Annotated in this window: 14 protein-coding genes, 1 tRNA gene and 1 pseudogene; 11 read left to right on the plus strand and 5 right to left on the minus strand. The window is 67.0% G+C overall.

Translation table 11 applies throughout. The features are described from left to right. Positions 1 to 90 precede the first annotated feature (90 nt). Positions 91 to 393 (minus strand): hypothetical protein, encoded by a 303-nt coding sequence (locus N415_RS06045; RefSeq protein WP_068178291.1) that lies wholly within the window; start codon positions 391 to 393, stop codon positions 91 to 93. Between the two features lie 202 nt (positions 394 to 595). Further along, the gene (locus N415_RS06050; RefSeq protein WP_152531260.1) at positions 596 to 883 is read right to left on the minus strand and encodes a hypothetical protein; all 288 of its coding nucleotides are present in this window, start codon (positions 881 to 883) and stop codon (positions 596 to 598) included. A 186-nt stretch (positions 884 to 1,069) separates the two neighbouring features. Here N415_RS06050 and N415_RS06055 point away from each other — a divergent pair, with 186 nt between their 5' ends. Beyond that, entirely contained in the window at positions 1,070 to 1,378 is a 309-nt protein-coding gene (locus N415_RS06055) for a hypothetical protein (RefSeq protein WP_068178299.1), read from the plus strand. Positions 1,379 to 1,401: 23 nt separating this feature from the next. Here the strand turns inward: N415_RS06055 and N415_RS06060 are convergent. Further along, positions 1,402 to 1,475 (minus strand) — tRNA-Arg (locus N415_RS06060). 185 nt (positions 1,476 to 1,660) lie between these two features. On the opposite strand from N415_RS06060, the gene N415_RS06065 reads away from it, so the two are divergent. The 5 genes from N415_RS06065 to N415_RS06085 all read left to right on the plus strand — a co-directional run bounded on the left by N415_RS06065 (position 1,661) and on the right by N415_RS06085 (position 10,715). Continuing rightward, positions 1,661 to 2,908: an alpha/beta hydrolase gene (locus tag N415_RS06065; protein ID WP_068178301.1), complete on the plus strand. Its 1,248-nt coding sequence runs from the start codon at positions 1,661 to 1,663 to the stop codon at positions 2,906 to 2,908. A gap of 139 nt (positions 2,909 to 3,047) precedes the next feature. Then, positions 3,048 to 4,517: a wax ester/triacylglycerol synthase family O-acyltransferase gene (locus N415_RS06070; RefSeq protein WP_068178303.1), complete on the plus strand. Its 1,470-nt coding sequence runs from the start codon at positions 3,048 to 3,050 to the stop codon at positions 4,515 to 4,517. Continuing rightward, positions 4,514 to 6,289 (plus strand): HAD-IB family hydrolase/lysophospholipid acyltransferase family protein, encoded by a 1,776-nt coding sequence (locus N415_RS06075; RefSeq protein ID WP_068178305.1) that lies wholly within the window; start codon positions 4,514 to 4,516, stop codon positions 6,287 to 6,289. Before N415_RS06070 ends, N415_RS06075 begins: the two co-directional genes overlap by 4 nt. After that, positions 6,286 to 8,655, plus strand: a complete 2,370-nt coding sequence (locus tag N415_RS06080; RefSeq protein WP_068178308.1) for a glycerol-3-phosphate 1-O-acyltransferase — start codon at positions 6,286 to 6,288, stop codon at positions 8,653 to 8,655. Before N415_RS06075 ends, N415_RS06080 begins: the two co-directional genes overlap by 4 nt. Before the next feature lie 26 nt (positions 8,656 to 8,681). Next, positions 8,682 to 10,715: a cytochrome c oxidase assembly protein gene (locus N415_RS06085; RefSeq protein WP_068178313.1), complete on the plus strand. Its 2,034-nt coding sequence runs from the start codon at positions 8,682 to 8,684 to the stop codon at positions 10,713 to 10,715. Positions 10,716 to 10,796: 81 nt separating this feature from the next. On the opposite strand, the pseudogene N415_RS30480 reads toward N415_RS06085, so the two are convergent. Both N415_RS30480 and N415_RS06090 read right to left on the minus strand, forming a co-directional pair. Beyond that, a pseudogene (locus N415_RS30480) lies at positions 10,797 to 10,934 on the minus strand (Txe/YoeB family addiction module toxin); the annotation flags it as partial. Positions 10,935 to 11,113: 179 nt separating this feature from the next. After that, positions 11,114 to 13,381: an NACHT domain-containing protein gene (locus tag N415_RS06090; RefSeq protein WP_152531261.1), complete on the minus strand. Its 2,268-nt coding sequence runs from the start codon at positions 13,379 to 13,381 to the stop codon at positions 11,114 to 11,116. Positions 13,382 to 13,735: 354 nt separating this feature from the next. Between N415_RS06090 and N415_RS06100 the strand changes: the two genes are divergently transcribed. The 5 genes from N415_RS06100 (at position 13,736) to N415_RS06120 (ending at position 21,994) form a co-directional block, all read left to right on the plus strand. Next, positions 13,736 to 14,218, plus strand: coding sequence for a single-stranded DNA-binding protein (locus tag N415_RS06100; protein WP_068178323.1), 483 nt, complete (start codon positions 13,736 to 13,738; stop codon positions 14,216 to 14,218). An 80-nt stretch (positions 14,219 to 14,298) separates the two neighbouring features. Continuing rightward, positions 14,299 to 15,975: an energy-dependent translational throttle protein EttA gene (ettA, locus tag N415_RS06105; protein WP_068178326.1), complete on the plus strand. Its 1,677-nt coding sequence runs from the start codon at positions 14,299 to 14,301 to the stop codon at positions 15,973 to 15,975. A gap of 75 nt (positions 15,976 to 16,050) precedes the next feature. After that, positions 16,051 to 20,922 carry an NAD-glutamate dehydrogenase gene (locus tag N415_RS06110; RefSeq protein ID WP_068178328.1) on the plus strand — a complete coding sequence of 1,624 codons (4,872 nt, stop codon included), beginning with the start codon at positions 16,051 to 16,053 and terminating at the stop codon, positions 20,920 to 20,922. Further along, complete coding sequence (locus N415_RS06115) at positions 20,919 to 21,335, plus strand: thioesterase family protein (protein WP_068178331.1); 417 nt, start codon at positions 20,919 to 20,921, stop codon at positions 21,333 to 21,335. The genes N415_RS06110 and N415_RS06115 overlap by 4 nt, the downstream gene beginning before the upstream one ends. After that, positions 21,320 to 21,994, plus strand: coding sequence for a hypothetical protein (locus N415_RS06120; protein WP_068178334.1), 675 nt, complete (start codon positions 21,320 to 21,322; stop codon positions 21,992 to 21,994). The genes N415_RS06115 and N415_RS06120 overlap by 16 nt, the downstream gene beginning before the upstream one ends. The last annotated feature ends 2 nt before the right edge of the window (positions 21,995 to 21,996 follow it).

A 21,996-nucleotide genomic window follows, 5' to 3' on the forward strand; every position in this document is an offset into this window, starting at 1 on the left:
CCGAGAGGTTCATTGCGCGTTCAACCGGTCGCTCCCGGACGCTGGCCAAGGTGCACAACGGGTTTCGTTTCGGTGGAATGGACCCAATCCCTAGCCGGGACGGAGCGGCCGTTTGAGCGTGCAGACCATGCTCCATTCGAAATACAGCTCGCCGTCTTTGTCGTAGCCCTTGAAGCGATGGGCGACCTGGGTGCGTTGCACCGAGGAGTTCACGATTTCCCAGCCCTGTTCCCCGTAGGCCTTCGACAGTTCGGCGACCTCCTCGACGACAGCTTGCAGGGACTCATTCGTGCGGTAGATGAAGTTGCTTTCCCATCGCTGGGGGTACCACTGGCCGTCGGATGCCAGCCACCACCCGGGCCCGGGCGAAGGGGTGCTGGTGGGAGCGCTCATGCCCGGCGATCTTAGGGCGCCGCGCGCCCGTCAAAGCGATCTCCTAGTTAATTCTGAGGTAATTCCGTCGACTTCCCGCCGGCGGTCTTCTATAGATATTCGGCATTCCCGCGGCCCTTGGTTTGGGGCATCGCCGCACGCAAATGATCCGTGATTTCGCCGCTGAATTGGGCGCAGCAACTGAGGCGTGGTATTCGCGCGTTCAGCCGACCTGCTTCAGCGTGTAGTGAGCATTCGTGCGCCTGGGGTCATCTGCGAGCCGCTTCACCTCTTGGCGGATCGGATCCACGGCGCCGCCGAATACGCCGGGGCAGCCGTCGGGGCATCGGACTTCCCACCAGGAGTCCGACGGGTGTTGCGGCCACGCCGCGAGCATTCCGCCTCTCGGCTGATAGCCGATCTCGGCTGCAAACTTTCTGAGGTTCCCGACGTGATGTTGGGCGGGGCAGAAGAGCGCTAGGTCGATGCCTAAATTGTCTGGTTCGTTCATGGCCGCCATTCTCGCCTGTCCGCTCGGCACCGACCCCTCCTTTGCGACGACCATCGGCGGCGACAGCGTGACCACGATCACGCGCCGCTGAGGGCGTTAGTCACTTGACTACACGCCGCGCAGGTGGTGTAGTCAACTGACTAACCCGGGCTAGAGCTGGCGCCCACAACCCAAGGAGAACCGACCATGACCACAGCCCGATCGCGGGACCTCGCAGCCCCCCACGGGGCCACCTGCGTCGACGAATGGGAGAGCTTCGGCGCGGCCTTCAGGGTGTTCGACGGCCCGGAGTGGAGGATCAAGCACGTCACCGACCACGGCCGATGCGCCGACATCGAGGACATCGTGGTGTCGGTCATCGGGCGGCAGTACGTGGATGGGCGCGCTGAGCGCAAGATCATCATCGACGGCGCTCACACCCCGGTCATCACGTCGAGCGAAGCGCGGAAGCTGGGCAGCGCATTGATCGCCGCCGCGGACGCCGCTGACGAGTGACTTGCGGGCCGCAAAAATGCCAGTGCCCCCGGCACGACTCGAACGTGCGACCTAGGGATTAGAAGGCCCTTGCTCTATCCACCTGAGCTACGGAGGCAATGTGCAGGTCAGTCTATCGAACGCGACACGCCGAAAGACTGGCTGAACGCGACGCGCCCGAAAAGTCTTCCGCCGCCGCACTTATCGGTTATCGTGTGAGGCCTCGACACACGCACAACACCGGCTGATCATCAGCCGTTAACCGCAACGAAGCGTGTGCATAGCCGTCGAGGGGTGCGTTGCATGAGCGTGACCTTGAACTTGACTTCGCGCTGCTCGCAGGCTGGCGCGCAGGCGCTGCGACTGGCGGCTGACGCCAGGGACACGTATCGCGCCGGCGCGGTGTTGCTGCGCGGCTCGCCGTTCGCGGTCGGCTGGTTTGCCGGCTGGCTCTCGACCGAATTTCCCCCGCACGTGGTGACCGGGCACGCGTTGTCCCGGGTATCGCAACCCGCCATCGAACGCGTCGGTACCTCGTGGGCCGCGCAAAAAGCCGACCAAGCCCTCTCCGCCGCGCTCGTCGAGTGCTTCGGGCCCGACTTCCGCGACTTGGTGCAACATCCGGCCTACGTCCAGTCCGAGGGTGCGCCGCGCGGCGGGCTGCTGCGCAGGCCGGGGCCGCACCGCCGGTACGCCGCGGAGACGTCCGACATCTCCTACGGTCCCGGCGGCAGCGAACACCTGCTGGACATCTGGCGGCGTCACGACCTGGCGCCCGGCCGGCGCGCGCCGGTGCTGATCCAAGTCCCCGGCGGCGCGTGGTCGGTCAACGGCAAACGCCATCAGGCCTACACGCTGATGAGCCACATGGTCGAGCTCGGCTGGATCTGCGTCTCGATCAACTACAGCAAGAGCCCACGCTGCACATTTCCCACGCACCTCATCGACGTGAAGAGGGCGATCGCATGGGTCCGCGAGAACATCGCCGACTACGGCGGTGATCCCGACTTCATCGCGATCACCGGTGGGTCCGCGGGCGGCCACCTGGCGTCGCTCGCCGCGCTCACCCCGAACAACCCGACTTTCCAGCCCGGCTTCGAGGACGCGGACACCACCGTCCAGGCCGTCGCGCCCTATTACGGCGTCTACGACTTCACCGACTTCGAGAACATGCACGAGATGATGCTGCCGTTCCTTGAGCACTTCGTGCTCAAGTCCCGCTACAGCGAGAACCCTGAGCGCTTCAGGGCAGCGTCGCCGATCACCTACGCGCACAGCGAGGCCCCGCCGTTCTTCGTGCTGCACGGCGAGAAAGACGAACTGATTCCCACCGGCCAGGCTCGGGTCTTTTGCGCGGCACTACGGGACGCCGGGGCCGCCACAGTGGGCTACGCCGAACTCGCCAACGCGCACCACGCATTCGACATCACACCGACGGTGCGGTCGCGGTTGGCCGCCGGGGCCGTCGCCGACTTCCTGGGCATCGTCTACGGCGGCCGCGCCGGCTCGCTGGCGGGTTCGTTGCCGCTATCGGCGACTTCGGCCAGCTGAGCCGGGCCGCTTCGCTGACTGGATCGCGCCTTTCACCAGCGCGGCAAGCCGACTAGCGTGGGTTGGGCAATCCGGTTTGCGGGTCCCAGACAGGAGGCTTGGTCAGCGGTGACAACGTTGGCGCGTCGAGTTCGCGATCATGGCTGAGTCGGTCGAGGCCATTCAATTGGCCGACGAGCTCGGGCCGGTGGACTATCTGATGCATCGGGGGGAGGCGAACCCCCGGACCCGGTCCGGGATCATGGCGCTCGAACTCCTCGACACCACACCGGACTGGGATCGGTTCCGGACCCGATTCGAAAACGCCTCCCGGCGGGTGCGCCGGTTGCGCCAGAAGGTCGTCGTACCGACGTTGCCGACGGCGTCACCGCGCTGGGTGGTCGATCCCGACTTCAACCTCGACTTCCACGTGCGACGGGTGCGGGTGTCCGGGTCAGGCACGCTGCGCGAGGTGTTCGACCTGGCCGAGGTGATCCTGCAGTCGCCGATGGACATCTCGCGGCCGCTGTGGACCGCCACGCTGGTGGAGGGCCTGGCCGACGGCCGGGCCGCGACGCTGCTGCACGTCAGCCACGCGGTCACCGACGGCGTCGGCGGCGTCGAGATGTTCGCCGAAATTTACGACCTGGAGCGGGAGCCGCCGGCCAGGCCGACGCCGCCGCAACCCGTTCCGCAGGACTTGACGCCGAATGACCTGATGCGCCAAGGCATCAACCGCCTGCCCCTGGCCATCGTCAACGGCGTCGTGGGCGCCGTGTCCGGGGCGGTGTCGGCGGCCGGCAAGGCGGTGCTGGACCCGGTTTCCACCGTCGGCGGAGTGGTCGGCTACGCCGTGTCGGGCATGCGGGTGATGAACCGCGCCGCCGAGCCGTCGCCGCTGCTGCGCCGCCGCAGCCTCGCCACCCGCACCGAAGCGATCGACATTCCGCTTTCCGACCTGCACCGGGCCGCGAAAGCCGGTGGGGGATCGATCAACGACGCCTACCTGGCCGGCCTGTCGGGCGCCCTGCGCCGCTACCATGTGGCGCTCGGCGTGCCCATCAGCACGCTGCCGATGGCGGTGCCGGTGAGCCTGCGTGCCGACGCCGACACGGCCGGCGGCAACCGCTTCACCGGCGTCAACCTGGCTGCGCCGCTGGGCACCGCCGATCCGGTCGCCCGGATGAAGAAGATCCGCGCCCAGATGACGCAGCGCCGCGAGGAGCCCGCGATGAACATCATCGGTTCCATCGCCCCGGTGCTCAGCGTGCTGCCCACGCCGGTGCTGGAGGGGATCACCGGCTCGGTGATCGGCTCCGACGTGCAGGCCAGCAACGTCCCGGTCTATCCCGGCGACACGTACATCGCCGGCGCAAAGGTCTTGCGGCAGTATGGCATCGGCCCGCTGCCCGGGGTGGCGATGATGGTGGTGCTGATCTCCCGGGGCGGGTGGTGCACGATCACTGTGCGTTACGACCGGGCCTCGGTGCGAAACGAGCCGCTGTTCGCCCAGTGCCTGCTGGAGGGCTTCGACGAGATCCTGGCGCTGGCGGGTGATCCGGCGCCGCGCGCGGTGCCCGCCTCCTTCACGGAGCCGGCCGTCTCCGCGCGATCGGTGGCGAGCTCATGAGCGCCTCGCAAGAGCCAGCCAAAAACGGTGGCGCGCAAAAACAACCGGCAGGCGACATGCGGTTGCCCGGCTCGGTCGCCGAGATCATGGCCAGCCCGCCCGGGCCGAAGATCGGCGCGTTTTTTGACCTGGACGGCACGCTGGTCGCCGGGTTCACCGCGGTCATCCTGACCCAGGAGCGGTTGCTGCGCCGCGACATGGGCGTGGGTGAGCTGCTCAGCATGGTTCAGGCCGGCCTGAGCCACACCCTGGGGCGCATCGAGTTCGAAGACCTCATCGGCAAGGCCGCCGCGGCGCTGGCCGGGCGGCTACTGGACGATCTGGAGGAGATCGGCGAGCGGCTCTTCGTGCAACGGATCGAGTCGCGGATCTACCCCGAGATGCGCGAACTGGTGCGCGCGCACGTGGCCCGCGGCCACACCGTGGTGCTCAGCTCGTCGGCGCTGACCATTCAGGTCAACCCGGTGGCGCGCTTCCTCGGAATCTCCAACATGCTCACCAACAAGTTCGAGACCAACGAGGACGGGATACTCACCGGCGGTGTGCAGAAGCCGATCCTGTGGGGGCCGGGCAAAGCCGCTGCCGTGCAACGATTTGCCGCCGAGCACGGCATCGACCTCAAGGACAGCTACTTCTACGCCGACGGTGACGAGGACGTCGCCCTGATGTATCTGGTCGGCAATCCACGGCCGACCAACCCCGAGGGAAAGATGGCCGCGGTGGCCAAGCGCCGCGGCTGGCCGATCCTGAGATTCGAGAGCCGGGGTCGGCTCGGCCTACAGCGGCAGTTGCGAACGCTCGCCGGCTTCAGTTCGATGTTCCCGGTTGCCGCCGGCGCCGTCGGCATCGGAGTGCTGACCCGCAGCCGTCGGCGCGGCGTGAACTTCTTCACCTCCACCTTCTCTCAGTTGTCGCTGGCGATCGCCGGGGTGCAGCTCAACGTCATCGGCCAGGAGAACCTGACCGCGCAGCGGCCGGCGGTCTTTATCTTCAACCACCGCAACCAGGTTGACCCCGTCATCGCGGGCGCGCTGGTGCGCGACAACTGGGTCGGTGTCGGCAAGAAGGAACTGCAGAAAGACCCGATCATGGGAACGCTCGGCAAGCTGGTCGACACCGTGTTCATCGACCGGGACGATCCGGTCGCCGCGGTCGAGACGATGCACACGGTCGAGGACCGGGCCCGAAACGGGCTCTCCATCGTGATCGCTCCGGAGGGCACCCGGGTCGACACCACCGAAGTGGGGCCGTTCAAGAAGGGGCCCTTCCGCATCGCGATGGCGGTGGGAATCCCGATCGTCCCTATCGTCATCCGCAACGCCGAGATCGTCGCTGCGCGAAACTCCACCGTCATCAACCCCGGCACGGTCGATGTCGCGGTGTTCCCGCCAATTCCCGTCGACGACTGGACCGTTGAGACGCTGCCCGACCACATCGCCGAGGTCCGCCAGCTCTACCTGGACACGCTGGCCAACTGGCCTGTCGACGAACTGCCCGAGGTCGATCTGTACGCCGAGAAGAAGGCGGCGAAAAAGGTCCACGCGCCGGCGAAGAAGTCGGCCGCCAAGAAGGCTGCCGCGAAAAAGGCGCCCGCCAAGAGGGCCGCCGCGAAAACGGCAGCCGCGAAAAAGGCTGCGCCCAAGGCAAAGCCGGCGAAGGCGAACCCGAACGAGTCTCAGGTGGCGCTCAAAGACGGTGAGGCGCAACGGCCCAGCGGGCAGGGAACCGTCAGCGGCGAGTCGCCGGGTGCCGCGCCGAGAGGGCGGCAGTGACCAAACCGGCCGCGGATATCAGCGCCGTCGTCGCCGCACAAGACTCGCTGATATTGGCGTCCATGGCCTCTCCGGTCGAGCGGGAGCTGGTCATGGCGTGGGTGGATCAGGAGCGTGCCGGCAACCCCGACGCGACGTTCGAGGTGTTGGCGCTGCCCGAAGAAAACGCGCCGCCCACGGCGCTACCCGAGCTGGTTGAGCGGCTCGAGTCCGAATCCAACGACGACCGCTCGGTCGTTCCCGTGCGGGTGTTCTGGCTGCCGGCCGCCAATCGCGGTCGGGTCGCCAAGCTCGCCGGGCTGCTCCCGGGCCAGGATCCCTACCACCCCAACCCACGTCAGCAGCGGCACATCATCCGCAATGACCCGCTACGCGCGCGGGTGGTGGCCGGCGAGCCGGCGAAGGTCTCGGAATTGCGCCAGCAGTGGCGCGACACCACCGTCGGCGAAGACAGACATGACTTCGCGCACTTCGTCACCCGCCGGGCGATCTTGGCGCTGGAACGCGCCGAATACCGGATCCTGGGGCCGCAGTACAAGTCGCCGCGGCTGGTCAAGCCAGAGATCTTGGCCTCCACGCGCTTTCGCGCCGGCCTGAAAAAGATCCCGGGCGCCACCGTCGAGGAAGCCGGCAAGATGCTCGACGAACTGTCCACCGGGTGGAGCCGGGTGTCCGTCGACCTGGTCGGCGTCCTGGGCAGGGCGCTCAGCCGCGGATTCGACCCCCAGATCGACTATGACGAATACCAGGTGGCCGCGATGCGCACCGCGCTGGAAACCCATCCCGCCGTGCTGCTGTTTTCGCACCGCTCATACATCGACGGCGCGGTGGTGCCGGTCGCGATGCAGGAGAACCGGTTACCTCCGGTGCACGTGTTCGCCGGCATCAACCTGTCCTTCGGGGTGATGGGTCCGCTGCTGCGCCGTGCCGGGACGATCTTTATCCGCCGCAACATCGGCGACGACCCGCTCTACAAGTACGTCCTGCGCGAATACGTCGGCTACATCGTCGAGAAGCGGTTCAACCTGAGCTGGTCGATCGAGGGCACCCGCTCGCGCACCGGAAAGATGTTGCCGCCCAAGCTCGGTCTGCTCTCGTACGTCGCCGACGCATACCTGGACGGCCGCAGCGAAGACATCCTGTTGCAGCCGGTGTCGATCGGCTTCGACCAGCTGCACGAAACCGCCGAGTACGCCGCCTACGCCCGGGGCGGCGAGAAGACACCGGAGGGCGTCGTCTGGCTCTACAACTTCATCAAGGCACAGGGCGAGCGTAACTACGGCAAGATCTATGTGCGCTTCCCTGAAGCGGTCTCGATGCGGCAGTACCTCGGTCCGCCGCACGGGGCACGCGCGCTGGATGAGGGCGCCAAACGCCTTGCGCTGCAGAAGATGTCGTTTGAGGTCGCGTGGCGGATCCTGCAGGCTACGCCGGTGACCGCGACGGGATTGGTGTGCGCGCTGCTGCTCACCACCAGGGGCGCGGCGTTGACGCTTGGTCAGCTGCACCACACCCTGCAGGACTCGCTGGATTATCTGGAGCGCAAGCAGACCCCGATGTCGACGAGCGCCCTGCGGTTGCGCCGGCGCGACGGGGTGCTCGCCGCGGTCGACACGTTGTCCAACGGACACCCGATCACCCGCGTCGACGGCGGCCGCGAGCCGGTGTGGCGAATCGCGCCCGAGCAGCAGCACGCCGCGGCGTTCTACCGAAACTCCTTGATCCACGCCTTTTTAGAGACCTCGCTCGTGGAGCTTGCGCTGGCGCATGCCCGGCGCGTCACCGATCCTGATGGCGATCGGATCGCGGCGTTCTGGGCGCAGGCGATGCGGTTGCGGGATCTGCTGAAGTTCGATTTCTATTTCGCCGACTCGGCGGCGTTCCGGGACCACATCGCCGAAGAGATGGCGTGGCACGACGACTGGGAAGCGCACGTCACCGCCGGCGGCGACGAAATCGACGCGATGCTGTTCGCCAAGCGTCCGTTGATGGCGGAAGCCATGTTGCGGGTGTTCTTCGAGGCGTACGAGATCGTCGCCGACGTGTTGCGCGACGCGCCGGCCGATGTCGGGCCCAAGGAGCTGACCGAGTCCGCGCTCGGGGTGGGCCGGCAATACGTGGCACAGACCAGGATCCGCAGCAGCGAATCGGTATCGACGCTGCTGTTCGCCACCGCGTATCAGGTCGTCGTCGACCAGGATCTGGTCGCGCCGGCCCCCGACCTCGCCGAACGGCGGACCGCTTTCCGCCAGGAGCTGCGCGACATCCTCGAGGATTCCGAGTACGTCGGCCGGATCGCCCGCGAGCAGTTCATCGCCCGCGAGGCACGCGCGCGCCGGGAGCGGCTGGACGGCCAAGCTCGGTAGTTGGCAGCGCCCAATACGCTGGGTGCATGACCGTTGACCGGCCGGTGGCCACCCGCGCAGCACGGGTGTGGCCGGTGCTGATCGGCGTCGCGGTGCTCGCGGGCTGCACGGCCGCGGGCATCGGGGCGCTGTCGCTGGCCGGCGCGCTGACCGCCACGGGGTTGCCCGACCCCGGCCCGGCCACCACGCTTGGGCTGCCATTCGTCCGCGCGGTGGGTGAGATCGCCGCGGTGCTGGCCGTCGGGTCGTTCCTGTTCGCGGCGTTTCTGGTGCCACCGCAGGGCAGCGGCGTCCTCGATGTTGGTGGCTATCGCGCGCTTCGCCTCGGGACGGTCGCGTCGGGGGTTTGGGCCGTGTGCGCCGCCCTGCTCGTCCCGCTGACCATCTCCGACGTGTCCGGTCACCGCTTGGGCGACCTCGACCCGGGCACCGTCTGGTCGCTGGCCGGTTTGGTCAACACCGCCTCGGCCTGGCGCTGGACCGCGATCCTGGCCGCGGTCGTCACGCTGGCGAGCCTGTCGGTGCTGCGCTGGTCGTGGACGCCGCTGCTGCTGGCCGGATCGTTGGTCACGCTGGTTCCGCTGGGGCTGACCGGTCATTCGTCGGCCGGCGGTTCGCACGACTTTGCCACCAACAGCCTGCTGATCCACCTTGTCGCCGCCAGTGTGTGGGCCGGCGGCCTGCTCGCGCTGCTCGCCCACGGGCTGCGCGGCGGTGATCACCTGGGCCTGGCGGCGCGGCGGTTCTCGACGGTCGCGCTGTGGTGCTGGGTGGCGATGGCGCTCAGCGGAGTGGTCAACGCCCTGGTGCGGGTGCTGCCGTCCGATCTGTTGACGACCGGGTACGGGCGGCTGGTCGTCGCCAAATTCGTCGCGCTCTGCGCGCTGGGCACACTCGGCTGGCGCCAGCGACGCTCGGGAGTGGTTGCGCTGCAAGGCGATCCGAGTTCGCCGCGAGCGCGCCGGCTCCTGATCAGGCTCGCCCTGATCGAGGCCGCGGTCTTCGGCCTGACGTTCGGCATCGCCGTCGGGCTGGGCCGAACCGCGCCGCCACCGCCCCCGGCCCGGCTGCCCACTATCCCGGAAGCCGAGATCGGCTACGACTTCGACGGACCTCCCACCGCGGTGCGCATCCTGCTCGACTGGCGCTTCGACCTGATCTTCGGCACCGCCGCGATCGTGTTCGCCGCGCTGTACGTGGCGGCCGTGCTGAGGTTGCGCCGCCGGGGCGATCACTGGCCGCCGGGGCGGACGGTGTCCTGGCTGCTGGGCTGCCTGACGTTGCTGTTCGTGACCTCGTCGGGCGTCGGTCGCTACATGCCGGCGATGTTCAGCATGCACATGGTCGCGCACATGGGCCTGTCGATGCTGGTCCCGATCCTGCTGGTGCTGGGCGCCCCGGTCACCCTGGCGTTGCGGGCGCTGCCCGCCGCCGGGCGCGACGGCCCGCCCGGCCTGCGCGAGTGGCTGCTGGCCGCGCTGCACAGCCACGTGTCGCGGTTCCTCACCAACCCCGTGGTCGCGACGGTCCTGTTCGTCGCCGGGTTTTACGGGCTATATCTGTCGAACCTTTTCGACACCACGGTGAGCAGTCACGCGGGGCACCTGGCGATGAACGTGCACTTCCTGCTCAGCGGCTACCTGTTCTATTGGGTCGTCATCGGGGTGGACCCGACGCCGCGTCCCATCCCGCCGCTGGCCAAGGTCGGCGTGGTGTTCGCCTCGCTGCCGCTGCACGCGTTCTTCGGGGTGGTGCTGATGGGCACCCGAAAGGTGCTCGGCGCCGACTACTACCGATCGCTCGGGCTGCCCTGGCACACTGACCTGATCGGTGACCAGCATTTGGGCGGCGGAATCGCCTGGGCCGCAGGCGAAGTGCCGCTGGTGATCGTGATGATCGCGCTGCTGGTGCAGTGGGCGCGCAGCGACAAGCGCACCGCCCGGCGCCTGGATCGCGCGGCCGACATGGACGACGACGCCGACCTGGCCGCCTACAACGCGATGCTGGCAGAGTTGGCGCGGGGGGAAACTCCCGGGCGTAGCGGGAGTCCGCGAGCGTAACGACACTGCGAAAACCCGGGCGAATTTTCGCAGTGAGGTTACGCTCGCGGGCCCTGACGAGATCGCGTGGCATTCGCCCGGCTAGCTGTAGCGATACCGGGTCTGCAGGATCTGCAGGTCATCGCCGACAACCCGGTAGACCAGTCGGTGCTCCTGGGTAATCCGTCGAGACCAAGCGCCGACGAGCCCGTATTTCAATGGTTCCGGCTTGCCGATGCCTTCCTGCGGCGACCGGGAAGCATCGAATGTCAGCCGCTCGTGTAGCGGGGTGCGTTTCCCGGCCGCGAGCTAGACAGGGCGTTGCTTCCTTCCGCTTGCCGGAGCGACCATGCCTTCAATAATTACGGCCCGATGCTGTATCTCATCTCAGTGAGTCCCGTCACCAGTTTCGTGCTCAGTCAACACGAATGTGCATCTGCAGGCGGACTGGGTCTCATGCTGGCATCCCGATTACCGCCGCCTTCTGTGAGCCATTGCTGGTAGGTGTCGTGCCGGAACTGGTAGGCGATACCGGTCACACGCAGAAGTCCTGCGTTACGTGCCCACTCCAGAAACACAGCAGGCCGACGTGGAAAGCGCCCAGTGAAGCCGAACAGTAGCGAGGCAATCGCGTAACGCCCGCTCGCTACCGCCGACAACGACGCGAACACGAGGGCGAGTAGGAGCCCCATGACGAGGGCTATCAACGCCGTTGGAAGCCAGGAGTGCCAGTCCTTCAGCACGGCGGTCACGCTAACGGATATGCGCTGAAATTGAACGTAAGAAATCGTTCCGTCCTGATTGGTTCGCACGCCCCAAACCGACGTATCCGACATAAATCTGTGGATTTGATCAGGAGTGCGCGGGGGCTGCTCGTGAACGTGGGGGACGTACTTGTACCTGTAGGAGTGGCTAAGTTTCAGGTGGACTGCGTAGACCAGTAAGAATGTTGCGGAAGTCGTGAACCAGATGAGCCCGCCCATCAGCGCTGACACATGGTCGTCGTGGATGGCCCGGCTTGCGTCTTGTCCCAGTGCAAGACGCTCTTCGGCGGTCGTTTCAAGCCCGCGTAACAGCCCGAACACAACCGCCAGCGCAAACGCCAGCCCAACCAGCAGCGGCGCCAACACCCCAACGTTCGCACGAGGTAGCGCCATCAGCAGCAACAGTGAGCAGAGACTCGTCAGCAACCCAATGGCAATCCCGCGCTTTATGCCTCTCCGCCATCTCGAGCGGCCGGGAACGCGCCACGCAAAACGTTTAGGAACTCCGCTACCGCGCCAAGCAAACCGCCTGGCAGGTCTGGAACGTTGCAGCCCAATGTCGGCTCGAACGGCGGCGAGGCCGTACCACAGGCCCGTCACGATACCGGCCGGGATACCAAATGCAAGGCCGCCTATGAGGTCGTCTCGGATGTTGTCGCGTGTAAGCGCCCCGACCGAAAGTGATACAGCGAGGCCAGCGGCTAGCCATACCAACGCGCCCAGGACTGCGTGGAGCGCGCGGCATTTGCGTGTTCCCGCAATCTGCCAGATTTGGTCGAGCGCAACCTGGCTTCCGCCGGCGTGCTCGGTGCGCCGCTTTTCGAGATGGTCGGCCAATGTGCTTAACCACGCTGCGACGTTTTCCTCGGTGTAGTTGTGCGTGTGCTTCGTGTCGGGGGTGGCGTCAACGGCTGCCGGGATTAACGCCGCGAAAAGTAGGTCGCGGACTTGGGCGGTATCGCGACACGCCGCAAGTTTGGTGGCAGCCTCGTGCCCGCCGCGCTTTAGGGCCATGGCGGCCAAGCTCAGCAGCCAAGGTGTACCCAAAGCCGTCGCCAGGATCCCGTCGGGTGCGCGCTCAAGCTGGTCAGTGACCGGCGCCCACTTTACTTCGGCTTGGCGATGTTCCTCGCGATACTGGTCGAGATAGATGTAGATGTCCTCTGCGGAAAGAGGCTGCAGGGTGACTGTCGTCGCAAATTGCAGACCGGCGTCTCCACAAAGTTCGCGGATCGCGTCGTAGACCCTGCTGCGGCACGTGATCACGACGGCCCTGTTGCGCCAGGGCGGTCTATTGAGGCGGTCTAGGGTTGCGCGAGCCAGCACCGGTTGGGCGTCGAGTGGGTCCATTTCATCAAGCCCGTCAAGGACAGGGAGTATGCGATCGGTGTCGACCATCGCGCGGGCCACCCGCGGATTCAGCCCATAGTCGATGGCCAGCTGGTTAGCCAGCCACGCGGTGAAGTCAGCACTGCCGTCCCAGCCGGCCGCATTGACGCGAACGGCCACTGGCTCGCGGGCACGTAACGCGTCTCCAAGCATGGTGCGATGCTGCAGTTGGTCGAGCACAAGGCGAACGGCCAGAACGGTCTTTCCGGCACCCGCTTTCCCGAGTACGACCATGCGGTGCGTTTCTTGCCGCCGGAAATACCGGCCGATTTCTTTGAGCACGCCGGTGGCATCGGCTGCAGCAAACTTCGATCGAAGCTCGGCGCGGAATTCCAGATCGCCGATCACCATATCCTTCCCGCCGCGTAATTGATCAAGGAGGACCAGTTCCCGGCGTTCAACGGCGTCGGCGAGATCATCGGTTTTGCCGATTAGTGCCGTGCGAGAGGTGTCGGGTCGCATCCATCGCCAGAGCCGCGCAGCGCTCCGCTTTGCCACTGCTTCAGCGACAGCGGTGGCCTCAGCACCTGTCACAAGTAATTAGCGTGCCACTGCGCAGTGCCATTCGCTGGACTTTGAAGCCGCGTCGCTTACAGGGTAATGCTGATTTGTATTGCCGCGCCCGACCGGCAGACGTTGAGGTGACGCCAGCCTTCGCGCGTGAGCCGAGTGCGCGATCTTCCATAACTTGTCTCGCACATGCGATTCGCGGCAACCGGTGGACTGATCCACAGACACGGTTTTCTCCACAGCGTTAGCCGAGTCAGCCCGTCATTCGCCTTTCCCTGCACGGAGCCGGTCGTTGGTGCCGGGGTAAATGGCATCCGGAAGGTGCGGTGACTCTGTCGCCCGCCAAGAGAAATGCAATCGAGAAAGGGAATTGAGCCCATGTTTGAAACACCGCTTACGGTCGTCGGCCACATCGTCAACAACCCCGAACGCCGACAGGTCGGCACCCAGGAGGTCATCAAGTTCCGCGTCGCCAGCAACTCCCGGCGGCGCACGGCCGACGGCGGCTGGGAGCCCGGCAACTCGCTGTTCATCAACGTCAATTGCTGGGGCAAGTTGGTCACCGGCGTCGGTGCCGCGTTGGGCAAGGGCGCGCCGGTAATTGTGGTGGGCCACGTGTACACCAGCGAGTACGAGGACCGCGACGGCAATCGTCGTTCATCGCTCGAGATGCGGGCGACCTCCGTCGGGCCGGACGTGTCGCGCGCGATCGTGCGCATCGAGCGGCCGGGCTACACCGGGCCGACCACCGCGGACACCCCGCCGTCCACGGCGGCAGCGGCCGACGCCGCTGGTGAGGACACCGATGCCGATGACGGCGTCGAGTCCGACGATTCGGCAGCGCTGCCGCTGACGGCTTAGCTGCGGGATCGGCGCCGCCGCGCGATGCCTAGGATGGTGCGCGAGATCTCTCTCAAAGACCAGAAAGGCAAAACCGCGGCATGGCTGAGTTCATCTACACGATGAAGAAGGTCCGCAAGGCGCACGGCGACAAGGTGATCCTGGACGACGTCACATTGAGCTTCTTCCCGGGCGCCAAGATCGGTGTCGTCGGCCCCAACGGCGCCGGCAAGTCGAGCGTCTTGCGGATCATGGCCGGCCTGGACAAACCCAACAACGGCGAGGCGTTCCTGGCCACCGGCGCCACCGTCGGCATCCTGCAGCAGGAGCCACCGCTGAACGAGGAGAAAACGGTCCGCGGCAACGTCGAAGAGGGCCTGGGCGACATCAAGGTCAAGCTCGACCGCTTCAACGAGGTGGCCGAACTGATGGCCACCGACTACTCCGACGAGCTGATGGAGGAGATGGGGCGGCTGCAGGAGGAGCTGGACCACGCCGACGCGTGGGACCTCGACTCCCAGCTGGAGCAGGCGATGGACGCGCTGCGCTGCCCGCCGCCCGACGAGCCGGTCACGAACCTGTCCGGCGGGGAGCGGCGCCGCGTCGCGCTGTGCAAGCTGCTGCTGTCCAAACCGGACCTGCTGCTGCTCGACGAGCCGACCAACCACCTGGACGCCGAGAGCGTGCAGTGGCTCGAACAGCACCTGGCCGCGTACGCGGGGGCGATCCTGGCGGTGACCCACGACCGCTACTTCCTGGACAACGTCGCCGAGTGGATCCTCGAGCTCGACCGCGGCCGCGCCTACCCCTACGAGGGCAACTACTCGACCTATCTGGAGAAGAAGGCCGAGCGGATCGCCGTGCAGGGCCGCAAGGACGCCAAGCTGCAGAAGCGGCTGACCGAGGAGCTGGCCTGGGTCCGCTCCGGCGCCAAGGCGCGCCAGGCCAAGAGCAAGGCACGCCTGCAGCGCTACGAAGAGATGGCCGCCGAGGCTGAGAAGACGCGCAAGCTCGACTTCGAGGAGATCCAGATCCCGGTAGGGCCGCGGCTGGGCAACGTGGTCGTCGAGGTCGACCACCTCGACAAAGGCTACGACGGGCGCACCCTCATCAAGGACCTGTCGTTCACGCTGCCGCGCAACGGCATCGTCGGCGTCATCGGCCCCAACGGGGTCGGCAAGACCACGCTGTTCAAGACCATCGTCGGCCTCGAGCAGCCGGACAGCGGCACGGTCAAGGTCGGCGAGACGGTCAAGCTCAGCTACGTGGACCAGACCCGCGCCGGCATCGATCCCAAGAAGACGGTGTGGGAAGTGGTCTCCGACGGGCTGGACTACATCGAGGTCGGCCAGAACGAGATCCCGTCCCGGGCCTACGTGTCGGCGTTCGGTTTCAAGGGGCCGGACCAGCAGAAGCCGGCGGGCGTGCTGTCCGGCGGTGAGCGCAACCGGCTGAACCTGGCGCTCACGTTGAAGGAGGGCGGCAACCTCATCCTGCTGGACGAGCCGACCAACGACCTCGACGTCGAGACGCTGAGCTCGCTGGAGAACGCGCTGGAGAAGTTCCCCGGCTGCGCGGTGGTGATCAGCCACGACCGCTGGTTCCTCGACCGTACGTGCACGCACATCCTGGCGTGGGAAGGCGACGAGGACAACGAGGCCAAGTGGTTCTGGTTCGAGGGCAACTTCGGCGCGTACGAGGAGAACAAGGTGGAACGCCTCGGAGTCGACGCCGCCAGGCCGCACCGAGTGACCCACCGCAAGCTTACGCGCGACTAGTGTCAGGGCTGCCCCGCTGAGAAGTGGGGCGATCGGGCGCAGAGTGGCATCCGTCGCGAGTTGGGAGCAATCGGCATGACGATCGATCCCGGTGCTAGGCAGGATCTCAAGCCGTGGACCACGTTCACCACGAGTGACGACATCCCCGACTGGATCGCGAACGCCTACATCGAGAGCTACCGCGGTCCCCGCGGCGACGAACCGGGAGCCCTGGACGCCGGCGTACCCGGTCCCGTCGACCCCGCGGCCATGGTGACCCCCGCCATGCTGCGCGCGCACTATCGCCTGGCCGAGTGCCGATCGCAGGGCAAGAGCTGTGTCTGTGTGCACCCGGCCGACGACCCCGACGGATTCGGGCCCGCCCTGCAGGTCGTCACTGACCACGGCAGCATGCTGTTGGACTCCGTCACGGTGCTGCTGCACCGGCTGGGAGTCGCCTACGCCGGCATCATGACTCCGGTGTTCGACGTGCACCGCGACTCGGCCGGCGAGCTGCTCAGCGTCGAACCGAAACCGCCCGGCAAGTCGCAATACGACGGCGAGGCGTGGATCTACGTCCCGCTGTCGCCGTCCGTCGACAGCAAGGTCCTCGCCGAGGTGGAACGGCTGCTGCCCAAGGTGCTGGCCGACGTCGAGCAAGTCGCCACCGACGCCGCCTCGATGATCAGTGCCCTGAGCGAGCTGGCCGAGGCCGTCCACACCAACGCCGACGACCGATTCTCGGCGCCGGACCGCGAGGACGTCGCCCAGCTGCTGCGCTGGCTGGGCAACGGAAACTTCCTGCTGCTGGGCTATCAACGCGCGCGGGTGCACGACAACGTGGTCTCCGCCGACGGCGCGACCGGCCTCGGGGTCCTGCGCACCCGCACCGGTTCGCGCCCGCGACTGACCGACGAGAACCACTTGCTCGTCCTGGCCCAATCCGTCGTCGGCAGCTACCTGCGCTACGGCGCCTACCCGTATGCGATCGCGGTTCGCGAATACGCGGACGACGGCCAGGGCGGCAGAGCGGTCTTCGAGCACCGCTTCGTCGGACTCTTCACAGTCGCCGCCATGAACGCCGACGTCCTGGACATCCCGACGGTCTCGAGCCGGGTCCGCGAGGCGCTCGCGATGGCCGACGGCGACCCCATCCACCCCGGCCAGTTGCTGCTCGACGTCATCCAGACCGTCCCGCGCTCGGAGCTGTTCACGCTCAGCGCCGAACGGCTCCTGACGATGGCCAAAGCGGTGGTGGACCTGGGATCGCAGCGGCGCGCCTTGCTGTTCCTGCGCGCCGACCGCCTGCAGTACTTCGTCTCCTGCCTGGTCTACGTGCCCCGCGATCGCTACACCACCCCGGTGCGCCTGCAGATCGAGGACATCCTGGTCCACGAATTCGGCGGCACACGACTGGAATTCACCGCGCGCGTCAGCGAATCACCTTGGGCGCTCATGCATTTCATGGTCCGCCTGCCCGAGAACACACCGACCGTCGACGTGTCGGAAGCCAACCGCCTCCGGATCCAGGGGCTGCTCAGCGAAGCCGCGCGAACCTGGGCCGACCGCCTGATCGCCGCCGCGGCCGAGGTCTCCGACGGGCCCGTCTCGCACGCCGACGCCGAGCACTACGCCGCCGCCTTCTCCGAGGTCTACAAGCAGGCCGTCACGCCCGACGACGCCATCGAGCACATCGCGATCATCAAAGAGCTGTCCGATGATTCGGTCAAGCTGGTGTTATCCGACCGCGGGGAGGACGCGGCCGCCCAGCTGACCTGGTTCGTCGGCGGTCATACCGCCTCGTTGAGCCAGCTGTTGCCGATGTTGCAGAGCATGGGCGTCGTGGTGCTCGAGGAGCGCCCGTTCACGGTCACGCGCGAGGACGGGCTGGCGGTGTGGATCTACCAGTTCAAGATCCAGCCGCACCCGACGATCCCGCTGGCGACGACGGCGGCCGAACGGGAGTCCACCGCGGAGCGATTCGCCGACGCCGTCACCGCCATCTGGCAGGGCCGCGTCGAGATCGACCGGTTCAACGAGCTGGTGATGCGCGCGCGGCTGACCTGGCAGCAGGTCGTGCTGCTGCGCGCCTACGCGAAATACCTTCGGCAGGCCGGCTTTCCGTATAGCCAGTCCCACATCGAATCGGTGCTGAGCGAGCACCCGTCGACCGTGCGGTCCCTGGTCACCCTGTTCGAGGCGCTCTTCGATCCGAGGGCGTCCGCCGCTAAGGGGTCGCCGACTGGTCGCGACGCACAAGCGGCCGCCGCCGCGGTCGCCGCGGACATCGACGCCGTGGTGGGCCTGGACACCGACCGCATCCTGCGCGCGTTCGCGTCGCTGGTGCAGGCCACGCTGCGAACCAACTACTTCGTGACCCGCGAGGGATCCGCCCGCGCCCGTAATGTGTTGGCGCTGAAGCTGGATGCGCAGCTGATCGACGAACTCCCGCTGCCGCGGCCAAAGTTCGAGATCTTCGTGTACTCGCCACGCGTGGAGGGGGTGCACCTGCGGTTCGGCCCGGTGGCGCGCGGGGGCCTGCGCTGGTCCGACCGTCGCGACGACTTCCGCACCGAGATCCTGGGTTTGGTCAAGGCGCAGGCGGTGAAGAACGCCGTCATCGTGCCGGTCGGGGCCAAGGGCGGATTCGTCGTCAAGCGGCCACCACTGCCGTCGGGTGAGGCCGCCGCCGACCGCGATGCCACCCGCGCCGAGGGCGTCGCCTGCTATCAGCTGTTCATCTCCGGCCTGCTCGACGTCACCGACAACGTCGACCACGCCACGAAGAAGGTCAGCCCGCCGCCCGAGGTGATCCGCCGGGACGGGGACGACGCCTACCTGGTGGTGGCCGCCGACAAGGGCACCGCGACGTTCTCCGACATCGCCAACGACGTCGCCAAGTCCTACGGGTTCTGGCTGGGTGACGCGTTCGCGTCCGGCGGGTCGGTGGGCTACGACCACAAGGCCATGGGCATCACCGCCAAGGGCGCGTGGGAGGCCGTCAAACGCCATTTCCGTGAGATGGGCGTCGACACCCAGACCGAGGACTTCACCGTCGTCGGTGTCGGCGACATGAGCGGCGACGTGTTCGGCAACGGCATGCTGCTGAGCAAGCACATCAAGCTGCTCGCCGCCTTCGATCACCGGCACGTCTTCTTGGACCCGGACCCCGACCCGGCGGCGTCGTGGCAGGAACGGCGGCGGATGTTCGACCTGCCGCGGTCCAGCTGGGACGACTACGACAAGTCGCTGATCAGTGAGGGCGGCGGGGTATACAACCGCGACCAGAAGGCCATCCCCATCAGCCCGCAGGTCCGCGAGGCGCTGGGCATGGACAGCGACGACATCACCGAGATGTCCCCGCCCAACCTGATCAAGGCGATCCTGCAGGCGCCCGTCGACCTGTTGTTCAACGGCGGCATCGGCACCTACATCAAGGCCGAATCCGAGTCGGACGCCGACGTCGGCGACCGCGCCAACGATCCGGTGCGTGTGAACGCAAACCAGGTGCGCGCCAAGGTCATTGGTGAAGGCGGGAACCTGGGGGTCACCGCGCTCGGCCGCGTCGAATTCGATCTGTCGGGCGGGCGGATCAACACTGACGCGATGGACAACTCCGCCGGCGTGGACTGTTCCGACCACGAGGTCAACATCAAGATCCTGATCGACTCGCTGGTCACCGCGGGCAAGGTCAAGGCCGAGGAGCGCAAGGAGCTGCTGGAGTCGATGACCGACGAGGTCGGGCGGCTGGTGCTGCTCGACAACGAGGACCAGAACGACCTGATCGGCACCAGCCGCGCCAACGCGGCCAGCCTGCTGCCCGTGCACGCGATGCAGATCAAGTACCTCGAAGACCGCGGCATCAACCGCGAGCTGGAGGCGCTGCCGTCGGAGAAGGAGATCCACCGGCGCATCGACGTCGGCATCGGGCTCACCTCTCCCGAGCTGTGCACGCTGATGGCCCACGTCAAGCTGGCGCTCAAGGAGGAGATGCTCACCACCGAACTGCCCGAGCAGGACGTCTTCGCATCCCGGCTGCCGCAATACTTTCCGACGCAGCTGCGCGAGCGGTTCACCCCGGAGATCCGCGGCCACCAGCTGCGCCGGGAGATCGTCACCACCATGCTGATCAACGACCTGGTGGACGCCGCGGGCATCAGCTACGCGTTCCGGATCACCGAGGACGTCGGCGTCGGGCCGATCGACGCGGTGCGCACCTACGTCGCCACCGACGCCATCTTCGGCGTGAGCGAGATCTGGCGGCAGATCCGCGCGGCGAGCGTGCCCGTCGCGCTGTCGGACCGGCTCACGCTGGACACCCGACGGCTGATCGACCGCGCCGGACGCTGGCTGCTGAACTACCGGCCGCAGCCGTTGGCCGTCGGCGCCGAGATCAACCGGTTCGCCGCGAAGGTCAAGGAGCTGACGCCACGGATGTCGGAGTGGCTGCGCGGCGACGACAAGGCCATCGTCGAAAAGGAAGCCGCCGAATTCGCCTCGCAGGGCGCACCGGAGGACTTGTCCTATATGGTGGCCGCCGGCCTGTACCGCTACAGCCTGCTCGACATCATCGACGTCGCGGACATCACCGAAATGGACAGCGCCGAAGTCGCCGACACCTATTTCGCCCTGATGGACCACCTGGGCACCGACGGCCTGCTGACGGCGGTTTCGGAGTTACCCCGCCACGATCGCTGGCAATCGTTGGCGCGCTTGGCGATTCGCGACGACATCTACGCGTCGTTGCGGTCGCTGTGCTTCGACGTGCTGGCCGTCGGCGAGCCCGACGAGAGCGGTGAAGAGAAGATCGGCGAGTGGGAACACATAAGCGCGTCGCGGGTGGAGCGGGCCCGTCGCACGCTGAGCGAGATCCAGGAAAGCGGGGCAAAGGATCTCGCGACGCTCTCGGTGGCCGCGCGGCAGATCCGCCGGATGACCCGCACCAGCGGCAGGGGATCGTCGAGTTGAGCGTTGGCTTCGTTGCGCCGGTGCCCGTGCGCTGGTCGGATATCGACATGTACCAGCACGTCAACCATGCCACCATGGTCACCATCCTCGAAGAGGCGCGGGTGCAGTTTCTCAAGGAACCCTTCGCCGCCGACGTCACGACCGTCGGGTTGCTGATCGCCGACGTGCGCGTCACCTACAAGAGCCAGCTGCGATTGGCCGATTCGCCTCTGCAGGTGACGATCTGGACCAAACAGCACCGGACGGTCGACTTCACGCTTGGCTACGAGGTGCGCTCGGTCAACGCCGATCCGGCGTCCAAGCCCGCCGTCATCGCCGAGACGCAACTGGCCGCCGTGCACATCGAGGAGCAACGGCTGTTTCGGCTTTCGCCCCAGCATCGGGAGTATCTGCAACGGTGGCTCAGGGAGTAAGCGGGGTAGCCGAGCGAGGTGTGTGGTTGCGTGACGCCACCCACCGCGGGGATCTCGCCACATTCGTCGATCACGCGATGCGCCTCGACGACGCCGCGGTCATCCGGCTGCGGGCCCGATCCGCCGGACTGCTGACCGCTTGGGTGGCAACCGGTTTCGACGTGCTCGCGAGCCGGGTGGTGGTCGGCCGGGTGCGGCCCGACGATTTGTCGGTCGCGGCGGACGGGCTGGCGCGCGGCCTTTCGGCGATGGACGCGGAGGGCTACGTCGATCCCGGCTACGCGATGGACTCCGCGTGGCGGGGAGCCCTGCCCCCCGAATCCGGCTTCACCCACCTCGACGACGTACCCGCCCGGGTGATGCTGGACCTCGCGCAGCGCGGCGCGCAACTCGCCAAGGAGCACGGCAGCTCTCATGGCCCCCCGGTGTCGCTGCTCGACCAGGAGGTCATCCGGGTCAGCTCCGCCGACCTCAGCGTCGGCCTTCCGATGCGCTGCGTGTTCGCCTTGACCGCAATGGGTTTCCTGCCCCAATCACCCGATGCGATCGGCGCCGACGAGATGGTCCGGGTCCGGATCCTGCCGAGCTGGCTGCGGGTCGACGCCAAGTTCGGCTCGGTGTACCGGCGCCGCACGCATGCGGCGCTGGTGCTGCACTGACC

Origin of the sequence: Mycobacterium sp. UM_CSW, assembly GCF_000455205.1 — a bacterium.
Lineage (GTDB): Bacteria > Actinomycetota > Actinomycetes > Mycobacteriales > Mycobacteriaceae > Mycobacterium.

Coding starts and splice junctions, on each gene's coding strand:
- N415_RS06045 (WP_068178291.1), bottom strand. CDS start 393: ATGAGCGCTCCCACCAGCACCCCTTCGCCCGGGCCCGGGTGGTGGCTG.
- N415_RS06050 (WP_152531260.1), bottom strand. CDS start 883: ATGAACGAACCAGACAATTTAGGCATCGACCTAGCGCTCTTCTGCCCC.
- N415_RS06055 (WP_068178299.1), top strand. CDS start 1,070: ATGACCACAGCCCGATCGCGGGACCTCGCAGCCCCCCACGGGGCCACC.
- N415_RS06065 (WP_068178301.1), top strand. CDS start 1,661: ATGAGCGTGACCTTGAACTTGACTTCGCGCTGCTCGCAGGCTGGCGCG.
- N415_RS06070 (WP_068178303.1), top strand. CDS start 3,048: ATGGCTGAGTCGGTCGAGGCCATTCAATTGGCCGACGAGCTCGGGCCG.
- N415_RS06075 (WP_068178305.1), top strand. CDS start 4,514: ATGAGCGCCTCGCAAGAGCCAGCCAAAAACGGTGGCGCGCAAAAACAA.
- N415_RS06085 (WP_068178313.1), top strand. CDS start 8,682: ATGACCGTTGACCGGCCGGTGGCCACCCGCGCAGCACGGGTGTGGCCG.
- N415_RS06100 (WP_068178323.1), top strand. CDS start 13,736: ATGTTTGAAACACCGCTTACGGTCGTCGGCCACATCGTCAACAACCCC.
- ettA (WP_068178326.1), top strand. CDS start 14,299: ATGGCTGAGTTCATCTACACGATGAAGAAGGTCCGCAAGGCGCACGGC.
- N415_RS06110 (WP_068178328.1), top strand. CDS start 16,051: ATGACGATCGATCCCGGTGCTAGGCAGGATCTCAAGCCGTGGACCACG.